Raw genomic sequence first — 16,254 nt, 5'->3', positions numbered from 1 at the left:
CCATGTCACCGACGCTAGACAGCCGTCGGTTAACGCCCCGCACGCCGACGGTTAGACGACGGCAAAAGCGCGTGGCGGACCGCCCACGGACCGGTCGGGGGCCCGCAGGATGGGGGCATGAGACAGCGCGTGGTGCGAGTCGCCCTCACCGCCGCCCTGGTCGCCGTCGTCCTCCTCGCCGTCCCGCTGGCCCTGGCGATCAGGTCGTCCCTCTACGCCGACCAGCGCGACACCCTGGAACGGGCGGCCCTGTCCGGGGCGGTACGCGTCAGCCCGGACTACGCGACCGGCGACCCCGTGGAACTGCCCGCGCCACCGCCCGACGGCCGTCTCGGTCTGTACGACCCCTCGCTGCGCCTGCGGGCCGGCACCGGCCCCCATACCGGCGACCCGGCCGTGCGACGGGCGCTGGCCGCGGAGGTGGTGCGCGGTCGGTCGGGCGGCGACCTGGTCGTCGCGGTACCCGTCTCGCACGCCGAGCGGGTGATCGGCGTCGTACGGGCCTCCTCGCCCGCAGCCGCCGTACGCGACCGTGTCCTGATCGCCTGGGCGGTCCTCGCCGGGGTCTGCGCCCTCGCGCTGACCGTGGCCGTCCTCGTCGCCCGCAGGCAGGCGCGGGTGCTGGCGGCGCCGCTGGAGGACCTCTCCCGGCACTGCCGGGCCGTCACCGCCGGCGACCTGAGCGCCCGGGCCGCGTCCAGCAGCGTCGCCGAGATCGACCAGGTCGCGCGGACCCACAACGAGATGCTGCACAGCCTGACCGAACTCCTGCGCCACGAGCGCGACTTCACCGCCAACGCCTCCCACCAGCTACGCACCCCGCTCACCGGGCTGCAGCTCACCCTGGAGGCGGGGCTCGCCCAGGACGACGACGCCCGGCTGCGCCCCGCCCTCGAGGAGGCCCTGACCACCACGCGACGCCTGCACCGCACGGTGGAGGAGGTGCTGCGCCTGTCCCGCTTCCACGGCCTGCCGCGTCGGCCCGCACCGGACACGCCTGTGTCCCAGCTGCTGCGCGAGACCGAGGAGCGCTGGCACGGACTGTTCGCCCGCGACGGCAGACGCCTGGAGGCAGCGGCCCTTGAGACGGGGGACGACGTTCGCGTCCTCGGCGCTCCCGTCACCGAGATCCTCGGCGTCCTGCTGGAGAACGCGCGCGTTCACGGGCGCGGCACCGTGCGCCTCACGGCCCGCGACCTCGGGGAAGCCGTCGCCTTCGATGTGAGCGACGAGGGCGCGGTGGACGGCGAGGCGTCCCGGCTGTTCGACCGCGGCCGCACCGGCGCGGGGGAGGGCTCCGGCATCGGCCTGTCCCTCGCCCGCGACCTGGCCGTGTCACTGGGTGGCAGACTCTCCCTGACCGGCCGCCGTCCAGCCGCCTTCACCCTGCTCGTCCCCGTACGCCGCGAGGAGCCCGGCTCCGAGGGCGACGGCTGAGGAGGGTTCAGGCGCCTGCTGCGGTGGGAGCCGGTCGCAGCCGGGTGACGATCCGGTTCGCGGCAATCTTCTGCAGCAGCCCGTAGGCGAGGACCGGCAGCAGCAGGTGCGGTTTGTCGGGCAGGGACGTGGTGATCAGCACCGCGCTGGCGCTGCTGTTGTTCATGCCGCAGGCGAGCGTCAGCGACGAGGCGGTCCCCGCCTCCAGCCGCAGGAAGTGGGCGGCGACCCGGCCGAGGACGAAGGAGAGCAGGCAGACCAGGGCGGCCACGGCCAGGGCAGCGGCGAGCAGGAGCGGTCGTGGCCGGGTGAGGACGGATCCGAGGGCGCCGCTGGCGTTGACGTAGGTCAGGACCAGCGAACCGGCCACGGCCGACGGCGCCACCGTCGTGACCAGGCGGCCCAGCCATCGCGCGGACAGGACGAGTGCGCCCAGCAGGCCCGCCGCGCAGGGAAGGACCACGGCGGTGAGGGCGGATCCGTTTCCCGCCAGTCGTCCGGTGGTCGCAAGGGTGTGCGCGTAGCCGCCGCTGAGCAGCGGCGACAGCGTCGCCAGCAACACGGGGGTGGTCAGCGGGCTGAGGAGGGTGGAGGCCAGGACGAGGCCCACCATGGTGGGCTGATCGCCGTCACTCTTTTCGGTCCACACGGTCGCCCCGGCGGCGACGGGCATCGCCACGACGAGAATCATCGCGGTGAGCAGTCCGCTGCCGCCGTCGGCGTCCGGGGTGCGCCGCAGGAGCAGGGCGACGAGCGGCACGACCGCCAGGGGGATCGCCAGGTGCAGCACCAAGCCGGCGAACAGGGCCTTCGGATGACGCAGCAGCGCGCCCAGCGCACGGACGGGCACCTGGAGTCCGGCCGAGAACAGCACCAGGGACAACAGGAGCGGTGCGGTGTGCAGGGTCAGGTGCGCCGGAGGCAGGGGATGGGAACGGCGTAGCCACAGGCCGGGTCCGGGCAGGAACAGGGCGCAGGCATAGGACAGGACGACGGCGCGGCCGAGCCGGTGCCGCAGCCAGGACGCGGCGCTGCTGTGCATGGCCCCATCATGATCAGACCGGACGCGGCGGGCCGGGAAAGCCGCGCGGCAGTCAGGATGCGTTCAGGCAACCGCTGGCAGCGTCCTGTCCCATGGCCTACGAACTCTCCGGGACTCCCGAGGTCGAACCGGGCACGAGTGCCTCCGCTCGCCCGTCCCGCCGTCCGCACTGGAACAAGGTCCCCGAGGTCACCGCCTGCTTCTGGATCATCAAGGTGCTCTGCACGACGGTCGGCGAGACCGCTGCCGACCTGCTCGACGAGAAGGCAGGTCTGGGCCTGACCGGCGTGTCCGTGCTCATGAGCGCGCTGCTCGCGGTCGTCCTCGTCGTGCGGTTCCGCACCCAGGCGTACCGCGCGGGCGTGTACTGGCTCGCCGTCGCCCTCAGCAGCGTCGTCGGCACACTGATCAGCGACAACCTCACCGACGACATGGGCGTGCCGCTGGGGACGACCACCGCGGTGTTCGCCGTCCTTCTCGTCGTCGTGTTCGTCGTCTGGTACCGGCGCGAGCGCACCCTTTCCCTCCACAGCATCGACACCCCCAGCCGAGAGGCGTACTACTGGCTGGCCGTACTGTTCGCCTTCGCCCTCGGAACGGCGGGCGGCGATCTGGTCTCCGAGCGCGTGGACCTGGGCTACTGGCTCTCGGCAGTCCAATGCGCACTGGCCATCGCCGCCGTGGCGATCGCGCACTTCGCGCTGGACCTGGACGCGGTGTGGAGCTTTTGGATCGCCTGCATCCTCACCCGCCCGCTCGGAGCCTCGATCGGCGACTACCTGTCCCAGCCGACCGGCGACGGCGGCCTCGGGTTCGGCACCGTCGTCACGAGCGGGGTCTTCCTGGCCGTCATCCTCGGCCTGGTGGTGTACCTGGCGGTGACCCGCAAGGACGTTGCGGACCCCGCGCGCGTCGCCCGGCAGGCGGCCTGAACGGCTGGGAAGGTGTTCAGGAAGCGTTCAGGCGATCACCGACAAGATCGGATAACCACGGTTGGCCTGCGCGGTCGGCCCGTGTGTCGCAGGGCGCCCGTCCCCCTCGCGGAGACGGGCGCCCTTGCACACCCCCCACGAAGCGGAGTGTCCGACATGGAGAATCCCGAAGTCCACACCGACTTGGACGTCGCCGCCCTGCAGCAACGGGCCGCGGCCACGACCAGGTCGGTGATGAAGAAGCTGCCCGAGGTCACCCTCGCCTTCTGGATCATGAAGATCGCGGCGACGACCCTGGGCGAGACGGCCGGCGACCTGTTCGCCCAGACCCTGAAGCTCGGCTACTTCCTCACCACGATCGCCCTGTTCCTGCTCTTCGTGGTGACCCTGGTCGTCCAGCTGCGCTCCCGCCGCTACAACCCGTTCTTCTACTGGACGGTCATCCTGTCGACCAGCATGGCCGGCACCACGATGTCCGACTTCATGAACCGCGACGCCAGCGCCAAGTACCTCTCGAGCGGCGCCGATTCACTGGGCTGGGGACCGCAGGGCCTCGGTCTCGGATATCCGACGGGCGCAGCGATCCTGATCTCGCTCCTCATCGTCATCTTCGCCGTCTGGAAGCTGACCGGGATGACGTTCGTCATCCGTGACATCGTCAGCTTCCGCGGGGAGGCGCTGTTCTGGTCGGCGATCCTGGTCTCCAACACGCTCGGCACCTCGATGGGCGACTTCCTGTCCGACAGCTCGGGCCTCGGATACGCCGGCGGGGCGGCGCTGGTGACCGGCGTCCTGGTGGTGCTGGTGGCCCTGATGCGGGTGCCCGTCGTGCCGAACGTCCTCCTGTTCTGGATCGCCTTCGTGCTGACCCGCCCGCTCGGCGCGACAGCCGGCGACTTCCTGACCAAGCCGGTCGCCAAGGGCGGACTCGACCTCGGTACGGCGGGTTCGTCTGCCGTGCTGTTGGCCGTGCTGGTCGGTCTGACGGGTTACGCCCACGCTCAGGAGCGCCGCAGCCCTGCCCGGTCCGCGGCCCTGCCTCCGGAGACGGGCGGGCACGGCCGGGCCACCGAGCGGGACGGGTGAGCACGAACGACGTCAGCACCTCCGACGGGCGTGGGAGAGCGTCCTGCGCCCGCCTCCCCATCTGACTGCCGCCGCGTGTCGAGGGAAGATGCGCGTGCCGGATTCGTCCGGTGAAGAGGAGAGCGCCCCCAGGAGGTGGTCCGATGTCCGAGAGGCCATGTCCGGCCTGCCAGGCACGCGGCCCCCTCCCCGTGACCACGCCGACCACGGCCGCGGAGCATGGACGATCGCTGGCTACGTGCTGACCGCGGCCACCGTCCCGGTGCTCGGTCTGACCGGAGTGCTGTGGGTGGCCTGAACCCTGGTGATCACAGAGCGGGTCGCAAGGCCGGGTGCTCCCGGCCAGGCGCTGGCCACGGGCTGGCTGTACGACCGGTTCGGCGCAGGTCCTGGTCGTCCTGCCGCTGCTGTCCGCCGCCGTTCCGGCCCTGGCGTTCACCGACACGGTGGGGGTCGCCGTGGTGGGTGCGCTGGTGTGGGGCGCCGCGGTCGGGGTCCAGGAGTCCACGCTGCGTGCCACCGTCGCCGACCTCGTGGCCCCTGGCCGCCGGGCCACCGCGTACGGCGTCTTCGCCGGGATCATGGGAGGGGCCGCGTTGGCGGGCGGTGCCTTGGCCGGAGTGCTGTACGACGCCTCCCTCCCCCTTCTGATCGTTGTCGTCGTCGGCGCCCAGGCCGCCGCGCTGGTATTGCTGTGGGCCACCCGGGCCGTACGGTCCACCCCCGCCCACTGACTGGCGAGCGCGCGGGCACGCACCGGCGTTCTCGTCACCCCGCCGCTGAGCGGCCGGGCGCGGAGCGACAGGGACCTTCGAAAGCCGGCACGGCACGGCGACGGGCTTGAGGAATCCGTGTCAGCTCGTGAGCATCCCGCGGCCGAACCAGTCCTTGGAGTCGCGGACTCCGGGCAGGGCGAAGAAGTAGCCGCCGCCGGTGGGCGAGATGTAGTCGACGAGGGGTTCGTCGATCAGCCGGGTCTGGGTGGCCTCGAACTGGCGCTTGACGTCCTGCTGGTAGCAGCAGAAGACCAGGCCCATGTCGAGGTTGCCGACATCGTCGATCCCGCGGTCGTAGTTGTAGCCGCGGCGCAGGATGCGGGAGTCGTCCGTGGCGGCGGTGCGTGGGTTGGCGAGGCGGATGTGGGCGTCGAGGGGGATCGCGTTGCCGTGCGGATCCCTGGCGTAGTTGGGGACATCGGTCTCCTTGACGCCGTCGAGCGGGGCGCCGGTGTCCTTGCGGCGGCCGAACATCTTCTCCTGCTCGGTGAGGGAGACCCGGTCCCAGAACTCGACGAGCATGCGGATGATCCGTATGACCTGGTAGCTGCCGCCCCTGGCCCATGCGGGCTCGCCGGCGCCGCTCCCGACCCATATGAGGCGTTTGCTTTCTCGGGACGAAGTCACGTCCGGGTTGGCGATGCCGTCCTTGAAGCCGAGCAGGTTGCGCTGGGCGCCGCTGGGGCGGGGCGTGTTCTGGAAGCCGTCGATGCGCCACTTGATCTGCATGGCCCCACGGGTGTGCCGGGCGATGTCGCGCAAGGCGTGCAGGACGGTGTCCTGACGGTTGGCGCAGATCTGCAGGGACAGGTCGCCGTGGCACTCGGCGGGCTTGAGGTTGTCGTTGGGGAAGGTCCGCATGGGAGTCAGGCGGCGGGGCTTGGCCGTGGCGAGGCCGTAGCGGTCGTCGAAGAGGGACGCGCCGACGCCGACGGTGATGGTGAGACCGTCGGCGGGGACGGTCGGGCCGAGGATGCCGTTGTCGGAGGGCGGGGCGCCGACGCCGAGATCGGCGGGGATGCCGCCGGAGGTCAGGAAGCGGGCCCGGCTGGTGAGCGTCTTCAGCAACTCCACCAACTGCGCGCGGTCGTCGGCGATGACGGTGAAGGAGACGAAGGTGGCGGCGGCCGGTGCCGGGGTGATGATGCCGGCCTGGTGGAGGCCGTGGAAGGGCACTTCGGCGGCGTTCTCCGTCTGCGCGGCCGCCTGTGCGGTGCCACCGCCGCTCTCGGCGAGCGCGAGCCCGCCGCCGGCCAGAACCGCGCCGGCCGCTCCGGCGCCGAGGGCCGTCTTCACGAAGGAGCGGCGGTCGGCGCCGGCCGGGCAGCCACCCTGCGGGGCGGGGGTTTCGGCGGACGGCATGGGGGCGTTCCCTTCGGTGCGTGCGAGGTCGTCGATGCGGTGGTGTGCGGTGGTCATCAGGCGGACTTCCGGATCTCCAGCAGGTCCGGGACGGGGGAGAGGTCCTCCAGCAGCTGGCCGGTGGCCCCGTTGACGCGGGCGCGGGCGGTGACGCCGAGCTGTCCGACGGGGGTCCAGTGGCTGCCATGGTGGGCGGAGTCCAGGAGCTTCTGCAGTCGTGCGACGTCTGCGTCGACGGTCGGCAGTAGGTGCGGAGAGCGGCTGGTGAGCAGCGGCCTGAGGACGGTGAGCAGCTCGCGGGTGCCGGCGAGGTTGGCGTCGGCGGTGGCGAGGTTGGTGCCGCTGCCCTCGTCCGTGCCGCCGGTCAACTCGAACTGCAGTGTGTTCTCGAGGACCTCGTGGGCGCGCAGCGGCAGGTCGGACGGGTGGAAGTCCTGGTGCGGGAAGGCTTTCCGCAGGCCCGCGGCGTCGGCGGCCAGTCGCTGGGCCGGCGTGGTGAGCGAGGTGGCGGGCTCGCCGTGCCACAGACCGTACTCGATGCGGTGGAAGCCGGTGAAATCCTTGTCGTGCACGCCGTCCGGCAGTCCGTCGGCCCTTCCGTCGATCTTCTGGTCGAAGTCCTCGAAGGTGCCGTAGGCGGCGCCGAGGGAGGCATAGGTGCGGTGCGCGGTGAGCCAGTCGGTGCGGGCCTTGCCGAGGTGGTTGTGCCTGATGTCGTCGGCCAGGGTGCGGGTCTGGGGCACGAGAGCGGCCAGGCCCTCGTCAACGTACGTCCGGTACTGCGCGAGCGGGCCGGAGAGGTCGTGTTCCGAGACCGGGACGACCGCCTTCGCAGCTCCGCCACCGGTGACGCGGACGGCCTCGGAGGTGACCGCGGTGCCGCCGCTGGGTACGCACCGCCAGGCGTATGCGCCGCCGGCGACAGTGGCGACCAGGGCGCGGGTGGTGCCGGGTGCCAGGCCCTCGATCTCGCCGTAGACGGCGTTCGTGGCCGGGTCGATGAGGTACACCTCGGCAGTCTTGTCGCCGGTGTTGTGCATCTGGAAGGTCTGCCGGCCGGGCCTCGGCGCGGTGAAACCCTCGCCGCAGTCCTTCTCCGAGACGGCGACGGTCTGGGCGGCGGCAGGCTTGGGACGGCCGAAGGCGACGGCGAGGCCGGCGAGGAGCGCGGGGACGGTGACGACGGCGACGGGAACCACCCAGGCAGGGCGGCGCCGCGCGGGCGTCGGGGCGTTCGGGGCCGGTGCCGCCTTGCCGGAGGCAGGCTTCGGCGCCGTGGCGCGCAGGCCGCGCACGAACAGCGTCATGACCACGGCGAGATAGCCGGCGTAACCGAAGACCTGCAGCCAGGTCATGGCCGGCGTCAGGTTGAACACGCCCTGCACCAGCGTGCTGTACCAGGAGCCGGCGTCGATACTGCCGCTCAGGTCGACGGCGTACGCCGCTTTGCCGGGCAGCACTCCACCCTCTTGCAGGTCGCGCAGCCCGTAACCGAGAACGCCGGCCGCGATCACGATCAGGACCGCGCCGGTGGCGGTGAAGAACTTCGTCAGGTTGATCTTCAGGACCCGCCGGTACAAGCCCCAGCACAGGGCGGCCGAAAGGATCAGCCCGATGGCGGCACCGGTCAGAGGGCCGGAGGACTCGCCGGCTGCCTGGGCCGTGGTCCACAGGAACAGCGCGGTCTCCAGACCCTCCCGGCCCACGGCGAGGAAGGAGGTGAGGATCAGCACACCCGAGCCCATGGCCAGGGCTCCGGTGACCTTCTCCTTTATCTCACCGGACAGACTGCGGGCCGAGCGGCGCATCCAGAACACCATGGCGGTGACGAACGCGACCGCGATCACGCTGAGAGTGCCGCCGAATGCTTCCTGCGCGGTCGCCGACAGGGAGGCCGCGGTGAAGGTGAGGACCGCGCCGAAACTCATGGCGAGCGTGATCGCCGCGAGTACGCCCGTCCATACCTGCGGCAGCCGGGAGCGGGCATCCGCCCGCACAAGGGTCGCGACGAGTATGGAGACGATGAGTCCCGCTTCGAGCCCCTCCCGCAGCCCGATCAGGAAACTCGGAAACGCGTCATCCCACATGCGACCCTCCCCGGGCGGCCTCCGTACGGGCAGCACCCATTAGCGTAGGCAACCCTAACCAAGGCTGGACCATCATGACTACAGACCTGTAGTCAAATGGTCATAGGGCAGTAATGCAGGGGTAAAACCCGGGAGCTGTGTGGCCATACGGTTCTATGCGGTCGCCCCGCGCATGAGGCCACAAACAGTGGCCCGCTCCCCACCCTCAGCGGCTGACCAGGGAAGATGGAGAACTGGGACGGGAGTATCTAGGGTCAGCGCGTGGCTTTCATCATGGTGTGCGAAGACGACGCGGCGGTCCGCGGGGTCCTCAAGCGCGCCCTGGAGCACGACGGGCACACCGTCTCCGTCGCCGACACGGCCGACAGCCTGCTGCGGCAGCTCGAACCGGCGCCCCACCTGGTCGTCCTGGATCTCGGGCTCCCGGACGCCGACGGCCGAGACGTCTGCCTGGCCCTGCGTGCTCGCGGCGTCGACGCACCGGTGTTGATGCTCACCGCCCTGGACGGCCTGCAGCACAAGGTGGGCGGCTTCGAGGCCGGCGCCGACGACTACGTGACCAAACCCTTCGACATTCCGGAACTGCTGCTCCGTGTCCGGGCGCTGCTGCGCCGGGCCACCGTGGCGCCCGCACCGCGCGAGGTCGTCCTCGATCCGGCGAAGCACGTGGTGACCTACGATGCGGTGAGCATGAGCCTGACCCCGACCGAGTTCCGGCTGCTGGGCCGCCTGATCGCCTCGCAGGGCGACGCGGTACGCCGCCACGCCCTCATCGCCGCCGGCTGGCCGCACGGGGCGCAGGTCAGCGACAACACCCTCGATTCCTATGTGCGCCGGCTGCGGGCGAAGCTCGGTTCGCTGGGTGTGGCCGAGCGTCTGGCGACCGTCCGTGGCGTGGGCTACCGATGGCAGTGACGGGATTCCGTAAGCGGGTCGTCGCGCTCACCGTGCTGATCGCCACCGCCGTGGTCGCGATCCTGGTCGTGGTCTCGCACGTGCTGCTGAGCCGGGTGACGGACGCCGACGCCCACGACCTGGCGCGTACGCGCGCCGAGGCGGTGGCGGCGAACGTCACAGCCAAAGGCGGCCGTGTCGTACTGGCGGAGAACGGCAGCGAGGCGCTCGACGAGGTCGCCTGGGTGTATGCCGACGGCCGCCTGATCGACGGAAACGTCCCGCCGAGCCTGGTCGATCGAGTCGAGGAGCTCGCGGACTCGGGGCGCTCGCAGACCGCGTCGGCCGGCGATCACCTCCTGTACGCGCGGGAGGTCCCGATGGACGGCCACCACATCATGGTGATCGCCCGGGTGGACCTCACGCCCTACGAGACGTCCGAGCAGCGCAGCCTGACCTTGTCCCTGATACTGGGCGGCCTCACGATCCTGCTCGCCGGCGGTGTCGCACACCTCGTGGTGCGCCGCGCGCTGCGGGTCGTGCACGAGATGGCCGCCCTCGCCGACGACTGGGGCCGGCACGAGCCCGGGCGCCGCTTCGACCTCGGCGTCCCCCGCGACGAGTTCGGGGAATTGGGGCGGACCCTGGACCACCTCCTGGAGCGCGTCGACAACGCGCTGGCGGACGAGCGCCGGCTCACCGACGAGATCGCCCACGAGCTGCGGACACCGCTCACGGTCCTGCGGGCCGAGGCGCAGTTGGCGCAGCTGTCCGGGGAGCCGGTGCCGGCGGAGGCGGTGCTGAGCGAGGTCGACCGCCTTGATACGGCGATCACGACGCTTCTGCACGCCGCCCGCGCACGGACGGACAAGGGGACCCGGTGCGACCTGCGCTCCGCCGCACGGCAGGCGATCGCCGGCCGTGCGGTCGAGGTCGCCTTCCCCGCGAAGGTCGAGGTCGCCGTGGCGGCCGACGTCGCCGTGTCGCTGCTGGCACCCCTGCTGGACAACGGCCTGCGGCATGCGAAGTCCCGGGTGTGGATCACCGCGCGCCACCAGGGAGAGGCCATCGTGGTCGATGTCCTGGACGACGGCCCCGGATTCGATCCCGCGGACGTCGACCGGGTCTTCGAAGCGGGGGTGACCGGCGGCGACGGGTACGGGCTGGGGCTGCCGGTGGTGAGGCGCATCGCCGCCTCGGCCGGTGTGGAGGTCCGCGCGATCGCGGACGGCCGTGGTCACGTCGAGATGACACTCCCGGCCGCCCGTGCAGCCGCGTAGTCAGGTTATGTGCAGATTCCCCGCGTCAACCTCCCTGCATGACAACGACAACGGAAGCACCCGCGCGCAGTGGGCGTCTCATGCTCAACAAGGTTCCCGAGGTCACCATCTGGTTCTGGGTGATCAAAATCTTGTGCACGACCGTCGGTGAGAGCTTCGCCGACTGGATCAACATGAAGCTGGGCGTCGGCCTGGTGAACACCGCCTGGATCTTCACCGCGGTGTTCGTGGTGGTCCTGGCCGTCCAGCTGCGGCTTAAGCGGTACGTTCCGTTCCCCTACTGGCTGACCGTCGTCGTTGTCAGCGTCACGGGCACCCTGTACACCGACATCCTGACCGACCAGCTCAACGTGCCGCTGTGGATCAGTTCCGCGGTCTTCTCGGTGCTGCTCGCGGCGGTCTTCGGCGTCTGGTGGGCGCGGGAGCGCACGTTGTCGATCCACTCGGTCACCACGCTGCCGCGTGAGTCGTTCTACTGGCTCGCCGTTCTCGTCACCTTCGCGCTCGGCACCGCGACCGGCGACTGGACCCTGGAACTGACCGGCTGGAGCCCGGGCGTCTCCGTGTTGCTGCCGCTCGGCCTCATCGCGGCGATCACGCTGCTGTGGAAGTTCGGCGCTAACCCGGTGCTGTCTTTCTGGCTCGCCTACATCCTGACCCGCCCGCTGGGCGCGAACATCGGCGACTGGCTCGCCTCCCCGAAGGTCGCTCAGCCGGGCGAGCCGACCGGTCTCGACCTGGGCACCTTCACCACCAGCCTGATCTTCCTCGGCCTGATCCTGGCGACCGTGGTCTACCTGACGGTGACGCGCTCCGATGTGACCGAGACCCACGAGGCCGCCCACGTCGCACACACCACCGGCGACCCCCGCAAGGAGCGCGTCGCGCTGGCCGGCTTCGGACTGCTCGCCGTCGCCACCACGGGGCTGCTGGTCTGGGCCCACGGCCAGCCGCACGTCGGCCCGGCGCCGGAGGAGGACAACACCTCCGCCGTCCAGATGGCTCCCGGCCAGGCGGTGAAGAAGTTCCCGCCCGCCAAGGTCGCCGCGCTGAAGACCCTCGCCTCGACCTCGCTCAAGGACGCACGCTCGGGGAACGAGACCGGGGCCCACGCGGCCGCCCAGAAGCTGCGTGACCTGTGGGACGCCGACCAGGCATCGCTGCAGCCGCTGGACAACACCGGCTGGACCTCCATCGACGCCCAGATGGACAAAATGCTCAAGACGTTCGGCATCGACCACTCGAACCCGCCGATGTCGCCCGCGCAGCAGGAGAAGGAGCTGACCACCCTCCTGACGGACATGGGGTGAGACCGCACAACGCGCGGCCGGCCCACCCGGCCGGGCAGGCTCAGAGTGCCGAGGCAGCGCAGAGAACCGCGTTTCCTCGGCGCACGCCGGAAAGCCTCGGACACCGCAATGCGGCCGTAGCCTCGCGAGAAGGTCGCCGCCGACCAGGCCGCCGTGGTGGGCCTGTGCTACCGCCTGGCTGACGGCAGTGCACAGCTCATCGCTTCCCGCGGCCTCGACGCGGCGGTCCCCGCCGCGTCCTGACGGCCCCCGACGGAGCCGCGCCGTGGCTGCTCAGCGGGAGTTTGCCGTGGTCGGAGAACTCCCGTATACGTGGATGAGGAACCCATCGGGTTCGTCGCATGATCACCCGTGGAAGGCAGTCATGGCTCACGGAGGCGACCGCGCGCCCAGCGCCGTCCCTCGCGCCGACCCGGCGCGGGCCGCGGGCTGTGACGTGTGCCGGGGATGGGGAACGGTTGTCACCGACGAGGGGCGGCACGAGCTGTGTCCGGCCTGCCAGACCACTGGGTGCTCAGTCGAATCACCCACGAATCCGCCCGGCCCCCGTGCCCGCTGAGCAGTAAGAGCGTGCTGTCTGTGTTGTTCACGCGATGGGCCGGGGTCCAGCGGCGCGGCGGAGCCGCTTGGTGACCGCCAGTCCCAGCCTCTCCTCCACCGGCAAGGGCGCGATGACGAGATCGCACCCTTGCTGGTCGAGTTCTCGCAGGAACTCGTACAGCCCGCGCGCACAGGCGGCCAGCGAACCGGACCTACACCGCCGGCGTGATCTCCCTTGTCCTCGGCCTGGCGGGAGGCGCAGTGCTTCCCCTCACTACCGGGCCGCTCCTGCGCTGAAGGCGTGGTGGTCAACTTTTCCCGCCCTCGCCGGTCGCGGTCTGGGCCAAGAACGTCCCTACCGAGTCGTTCGGCGCCGGGTCTCAGGGGCGAGAGAGTGCCCTGCCCCTGCCGCTCCCTGGAGCTGCGGGGGTCTGTCAATCCCCTCGCCGTGTGGAGATGATCTATGCGGCCAGTTCCTCGGTGACGATGCTCGGTGGTCCCGCTCGCTCTGACGACCCGGCCGACCTGCCGGTACTCCGGGCCCTCTGCGCGAGTCCGTGAGACGGTGAAGCCGCACCGGAGCACTTCGGTGCGGCTTCACCGTGAGATCGAACGCGCTGGCGCGCATGATGCGGTCGGCGACTCGTGCGGTCCGTGTGTCTGTGACTCTCTCGGATGCCTGATTTGCGATCGCACCCGCTCATGCGCCTTACAGTCCTTGGCCTGGTCATCAGTCACGGCAAGCACCGTTACGGGGTGCGCCAGGGTGCCGACGGGTTCACGGCGCCATACAGCTTCCGGCCCATAAGCGGCTCCACACCCAGCGGCGCTTCCCGGTCCAAGGTGACCGGGAGGGCACCCACTCCGGCAACCCGTTGAGGTCAAGCCTTCCAGCTACCGCGACGGCGCATCATGGCGAACGCACTGCCGCCGCCGGCGAGGATCAGCATGGCCCCGGCCGTCGCCCAGGACATGGAGGACTACGTCATTCTCGGCGCCTGCAACCCGCCACTCGCCCATCAGGCTCTGGAGGCAGACCGCACCATCGGCCTGCTGCTGCCGTGCAACGTGGTCGTCCGCGCCGACGGCGACCACACCGTCGTACAGGCCCTCGACCCGCAGACGATGGTGGCCCTGAGCGGATTCGACGCGCTCCGGCCAGTCGTCGATGAGGCCACCCGCCGCCTCGACGCCGCACTCGCCTCGCTCACGGGGACCCTTGCGGAAGGGGGACGACGATGTGGGATGAGCCACTCGGCGGAGGGTTCGTCAGCTGCGGGTCGATCGACCCTCATACGATGACTTCATGATGTCCAGCTCTCGCCCCAGCGCCGGGGTGAGAGGTGTGCGCTGGACGTGGCTGGTCATGGCCCTAGTGGCGGGAGTGCTGGGGATGCATGCCCTGGCACCTTCCGGTATGCCGGCTTCGGGCCAGCATGACGCGATGATGTCGGTGGGGTCACGAGGCCATTACGCGACGCTCGCGCATGAGGTGGATGGAGACTGCCGGCACCTCTCGGACGCGGACGACGGTGGCATGGTCATGGACCACGCCGGAGGCACCTGTGCGGCGGGCGGTACGTCCACTTCCTACCTCCCGCCCGCTCTGACACCCGCTCCGACGGCAGGCGTCGAACGAGCGGCGACCGCCCGCAGCGGCCCGGCCGCCGGCACGGTCGACGGGCGCGCCCCGCCTGATCTGTCCGAGTTGCAGCTCCTGCGGATCTAGAGGCGTCCGCACGCCACCCTCCCGACGAGGGCGGTGTGCTCCGGCCTGCCTGCATCCGCTTTCTCCCGCGCCTGGGCGCGGGCACTTCAAGGAGCTGAACCACACATGGCATCTCGCCGTTCCCTCGTCCGCCGTGCCGCATCGCTGGCGACCGCCGCCACCGCCGCGACCGTGCTGGCCGCCTGCGGCAGCAGCAGCGACTCCTCCTCCTCCGCGTCCCCGGCGCCAGGGCACTCGGGCCACGACATGGGGGCCATGCACCCCTCGGGCACCGCCTCCGCGGGCGGCCACGACCCGCAGGACGTGTCGTTCGCCCAGGGGATGATCCCGCACCACCGGCAGGCCGTGGCCATGGCCGACCTGGCTGCCTCGCGGGCGAAGTCCCCGCAGGTGAAGGACCTGGCCGCGAAGATCAAGCAGGCGCAGGACCCGGAGATCAACACCATGTCTGGCTGGCTGAAGGCGTGGGGCGAGAAGGTCCCGGGCGTCGGCAAGTCCGGCATGGACAGCATGCCGGGCATGGACCACTCCGCCTCCTCGATGCCAGGCATGATGTCGGACGAGGACATGGGCAAGCTGAAGGGCCTGTCCGGTGACGCCTTCGACAAGGCGTTCCTGCAGATGATGACCAGCCACCACCAGGGTGCGATCGAGATGGCGAAGACCGAACAGGCCAAGGGCGCCTACGCTCCCGCCAAGACGATGGCCAAGTCGATCGTCACCTCGCAGTCGGCCGAGATCACCGAGATGAACAAGATGCTCAGCAAGCAGTAGATCCCTCAGCCGGCCGGGACTCGGGGCAGCCGTCGAACGGCCGCCCCGAGTCCCGCGGGCAGCAGTGCGGCGGCGATCCGGTCCGGCGTCGGCCGCGTGCCGCACCGACAGGGCGAGTGTCAGCGCCCGTCCGACGGATCGGCCGGGCGCTCCGCCGTGACCAGCCACGACGTGCTGCGCAGCCGGACCGTGCCGTCCGCCGCCTCGTGGTCGCGCAGATGGTCCGTCAGGGTGCGGCGGACACGAGCCTGCGCGGTCTGGTCGGCCTGGTCCAGCAGATGGCGGCCGGGTCCGGTCCCCAGCAGGAACTGTGCAGCGCCCTCGGCCCCGCGTCCCCAGACCCCGTACGCCTCCACCTGCTTGATCGTGATGTCGGTGAGTCCCGCCCGGGTGAGGACGTCGCGGATGCGGTCCGTGGCGGCGAGCGAGAACATGCCGGGCAGCCCGGGCTGTCCGAAGTCGCCGACGGGCAGGAGATCGCGCAGTGACGTGAGCGCCGCCACCCACTCGTTGAGCGGGGCATCGGCAGGGCAGACGAACGCCAGACGCCCGCCGGGCCGCAGTGCCCTGGCGACGTTGCCGAAAGCCGCCACGGGGTCGGCGAAGAACATCACTCCGTAGCGGCTGATCGCCGCGTCGAACCCGCCCGCCTCGAAGGGGTACGCCTGCGCGTCGCCCTGTGTGAAGGAGACGTTGGCGACGCCCTCCCGAGCCGCTCGCGCCCGGGCCTCGGCCAGCATCGGGCCGGACAGGTCGAGACCCAGCGCGCGCCCTCGGGGCGCCCGGAGCGCGGCGCGGCGGGTGGTCTGCCCGGAGCCGCAACCGAGGTCGAGGGTCCGGTGGTCCCAGGTGATTCCGGCGGCGTCGAGGAGCGGCTCGTCGAAGCCCTCGTTCACGGCATTCCAGCGGTCCTGGTTGCGGGCCCAGTGGACTCCTTCGGAGCCGTTCCACGCTTGTGCCTGCTCGGTGTTGACGATGTCCGGCACGGGGCCTCCTGCGGTGGAA

14 protein-coding genes and 3 pseudogenes are annotated in these 16,254 nt (G+C 70.9%); 12 read left to right on the top strand and 5 right to left on the bottom strand.

The features are described 5' to 3' along the window. Window positions 1–117: 117 nt before the first annotated feature. Window positions 118–1,437 carry a histidine kinase dimerization/phospho-acceptor domain-containing protein gene (locus ACFYU0_RS18075; RefSeq protein ID WP_389302173.1) on the top strand — a complete coding sequence of 440 codons (1,320 nt, stop codon included), beginning with the start codon at window positions 118–120 and terminating at the stop codon, window positions 1,435–1,437. 7 nt (window positions 1,438–1,444) lie between these two features. On the opposite strand, the gene ACFYU0_RS18070 is transcribed toward ACFYU0_RS18075, so the two are convergent. Then, window positions 1,445–2,479: a sodium-dependent transporter gene (locus ACFYU0_RS18070; RefSeq protein ID WP_389302172.1), complete on the bottom strand. Its 1,035-nt coding sequence runs from the start codon at window positions 2,477–2,479 to the stop codon at window positions 1,445–1,447. A gap of 92 nt (window positions 2,480–2,571) precedes the next feature. On the opposite strand from ACFYU0_RS18070, the gene ACFYU0_RS18065 reads away from it, so the two are divergent. The 4 genes from ACFYU0_RS18065 to ACFYU0_RS18050 all read left to right on the top strand — a co-directional run bounded on the left by ACFYU0_RS18065 (window position 2,572) and on the right by ACFYU0_RS18050 (window position 5,231). After that, window positions 2,572–3,411 carry a hypothetical protein gene (locus ACFYU0_RS18065; RefSeq protein ID WP_389302169.1) on the top strand — a complete coding sequence of 280 codons (840 nt, stop codon included), beginning with the start codon at window positions 2,572–2,574 and terminating at the stop codon, window positions 3,409–3,411. A 156-nt stretch (window positions 3,412–3,567) separates the two neighbouring features. Beyond that, the gene (locus ACFYU0_RS18060) at window positions 3,568–4,497 is read left to right on the top strand and encodes a hypothetical protein (protein ID WP_355073590.1); all 930 of its coding nucleotides are present in this window, start codon (window positions 3,568–3,570) and stop codon (window positions 4,495–4,497) included. A 157-nt stretch (window positions 4,498–4,654) separates the two neighbouring features. Next, the gene (locus ACFYU0_RS18055; protein ID WP_355073588.1) at window positions 4,655–4,795 is read left to right on the top strand and encodes a hypothetical protein; all 141 of its coding nucleotides are present in this window, start codon (window positions 4,655–4,657) and stop codon (window positions 4,793–4,795) included. A gap of 34 nt (window positions 4,796–4,829) precedes the next feature. Next, window positions 4,830–5,231 carry a hypothetical protein gene (locus ACFYU0_RS18050; protein ID WP_389302166.1) on the top strand — a complete coding sequence of 134 codons (402 nt, stop codon included), beginning with the start codon at window positions 4,830–4,832 and terminating at the stop codon, window positions 5,229–5,231. Window positions 5,232–5,351: 120 nt separating this feature from the next. On the opposite strand, the gene efeB is transcribed toward ACFYU0_RS18050, so the two are convergent. Further along, complete coding sequence (gene efeB, locus ACFYU0_RS18045) at window positions 5,352–6,635, bottom strand: iron uptake transporter deferrochelatase/peroxidase subunit (RefSeq protein WP_389302779.1); 1,284 nt, start codon at window positions 6,633–6,635, stop codon at window positions 5,352–5,354. 56 nt (window positions 6,636–6,691) lie between these two features. Further along, window positions 6,692–8,722, bottom strand: coding sequence for an iron uptake transporter permease EfeU (gene efeU / locus ACFYU0_RS18040; protein WP_389302163.1), 2,031 nt, complete (start codon window positions 8,720–8,722; stop codon window positions 6,692–6,694). A gap of 261 nt (window positions 8,723–8,983) precedes the next feature. On the opposite strand from efeU, the gene ACFYU0_RS18035 reads away from it, so the two are divergent. The 4 genes and pseudogenes from ACFYU0_RS18035 to ACFYU0_RS18020 all read left to right on the top strand — a co-directional run. After that, the gene (locus tag ACFYU0_RS18035) at window positions 8,984–9,637 is read left to right on the top strand and encodes a response regulator transcription factor (protein ID WP_389302160.1); all 654 of its coding nucleotides are present in this window, start codon (window positions 8,984–8,986) and stop codon (window positions 9,635–9,637) included. Then, the gene (locus ACFYU0_RS18030) at window positions 9,628–10,896 is read left to right on the top strand and encodes a sensor histidine kinase (protein WP_389302157.1); all 1,269 of its coding nucleotides are present in this window, start codon (window positions 9,628–9,630) and stop codon (window positions 10,894–10,896) included. The genes ACFYU0_RS18035 and ACFYU0_RS18030 overlap by 10 nt, the downstream gene beginning before the upstream one ends. Window positions 10,897–10,934: 38 nt before the next feature. Next, window positions 10,935–12,206 carry a hypothetical protein gene (locus ACFYU0_RS18025; RefSeq protein ID WP_355073578.1) on the top strand — a complete coding sequence of 424 codons (1,272 nt, stop codon included), beginning with the start codon at window positions 10,935–10,937 and terminating at the stop codon, window positions 12,204–12,206. A 126-nt stretch (window positions 12,207–12,332) separates the two neighbouring features. Beyond that, window positions 12,333–12,449 (top strand): annotated as a pseudogene (locus ACFYU0_RS18020) (carbonic anhydrase); the annotation flags it as partial. A 343-nt stretch (window positions 12,450–12,792) separates the two neighbouring features. Here the strand turns inward: ACFYU0_RS18020 and ACFYU0_RS18015 are convergent. Then, window positions 12,793–12,951, bottom strand: a pseudogene (locus tag ACFYU0_RS18015) (Sua5 family C-terminal domain-containing protein); the annotation flags it as partial. 761 nt (window positions 12,952–13,712) lie between these two features. On the opposite strand from ACFYU0_RS18015, the pseudogene ACFYU0_RS18010 reads away from it, so the two are divergent. The 3 genes and pseudogenes from ACFYU0_RS18010 to ACFYU0_RS18000 all read left to right on the top strand — a co-directional run. Further along, a pseudogene (locus ACFYU0_RS18010) lies at window positions 13,713–13,958 on the top strand (DUF302 domain-containing protein); the annotation flags it as partial. 94 nt (window positions 13,959–14,052) lie between these two features. Further along, window positions 14,053–14,475 carry a DUF6153 family protein gene (locus ACFYU0_RS18005; RefSeq protein WP_389302154.1) on the top strand — a complete coding sequence of 141 codons (423 nt, stop codon included), beginning with the start codon at window positions 14,053–14,055 and terminating at the stop codon, window positions 14,473–14,475. A gap of 105 nt (window positions 14,476–14,580) precedes the next feature. Beyond that, a complete protein-coding gene (locus tag ACFYU0_RS18000) occupies window positions 14,581–15,249 on the top strand; it encodes a DUF305 domain-containing protein (RefSeq protein WP_389302151.1) in 669 nt (222 codons plus the stop codon). A gap of 119 nt (window positions 15,250–15,368) precedes the next feature. Here ACFYU0_RS18000 and ACFYU0_RS17995 read toward each other — a convergent pair whose 3' ends face one another. After that, a complete protein-coding gene (locus ACFYU0_RS17995; protein ID WP_389302149.1) occupies window positions 15,369–16,235 on the bottom strand; it encodes a class I SAM-dependent methyltransferase in 867 nt (288 codons plus the stop codon). Window positions 16,236–16,254: the final 19 nt, after the last annotated feature.

This window comes from Streptomyces sp. NPDC003720 (assembly GCF_042875075.1).
Lineage (GTDB): Bacteria > Actinomycetota > Actinomycetes > Streptomycetales > Streptomycetaceae > Streptomyces.
The sequence above is the reverse complement of the archived record's forward strand: the minus strand, read 5'-3'. Positions and strand labels throughout refer to the sequence as shown.

Coding starts and splice junctions, on each gene's coding strand:
- ACFYU0_RS18075 (WP_389302173.1), top strand. CDS start 118: ATGAGACAGCGCGTGGTGCGAGTCGCCCTCACCGCCGCCCTGGTCGCC.
- ACFYU0_RS18070 (WP_389302172.1), bottom strand. CDS start 2,479: ATGCACAGCAGCGCCGCGTCCTGGCTGCGGCACCGGCTCGGCCGCGCC.
- ACFYU0_RS18065 (WP_389302169.1), top strand. CDS start 2,572: ATGGCCTACGAACTCTCCGGGACTCCCGAGGTCGAACCGGGCACGAGT.
- ACFYU0_RS18060 (WP_355073590.1), top strand. CDS start 3,568: ATGGAGAATCCCGAAGTCCACACCGACTTGGACGTCGCCGCCCTGCAG.
- ACFYU0_RS18055 (WP_355073588.1), top strand. CDS start 4,655: ATGTCCGGCCTGCCAGGCACGCGGCCCCCTCCCCGTGACCACGCCGAC.
- efeB (WP_389302779.1), bottom strand. CDS start 6,635: ATGCCGTCCGCCGAAACCCCCGCCCCGCAGGGTGGCTGCCCGGCCGGC.
- efeU (WP_389302163.1), bottom strand. CDS start 8,722: ATGTGGGATGACGCGTTTCCGAGTTTCCTGATCGGGCTGCGGGAGGGG.
- ACFYU0_RS18030 (WP_389302157.1), top strand. CDS start 9,628: ATGGCAGTGACGGGATTCCGTAAGCGGGTCGTCGCGCTCACCGTGCTG.
- ACFYU0_RS18025 (WP_355073578.1), top strand. CDS start 10,935: ATGACAACGACAACGGAAGCACCCGCGCGCAGTGGGCGTCTCATGCTC.
- ACFYU0_RS18005 (WP_389302154.1), top strand. CDS start 14,053: ATGATGTCCAGCTCTCGCCCCAGCGCCGGGGTGAGAGGTGTGCGCTGG.
- ACFYU0_RS18000 (WP_389302151.1), top strand. CDS start 14,581: ATGGCATCTCGCCGTTCCCTCGTCCGCCGTGCCGCATCGCTGGCGACC.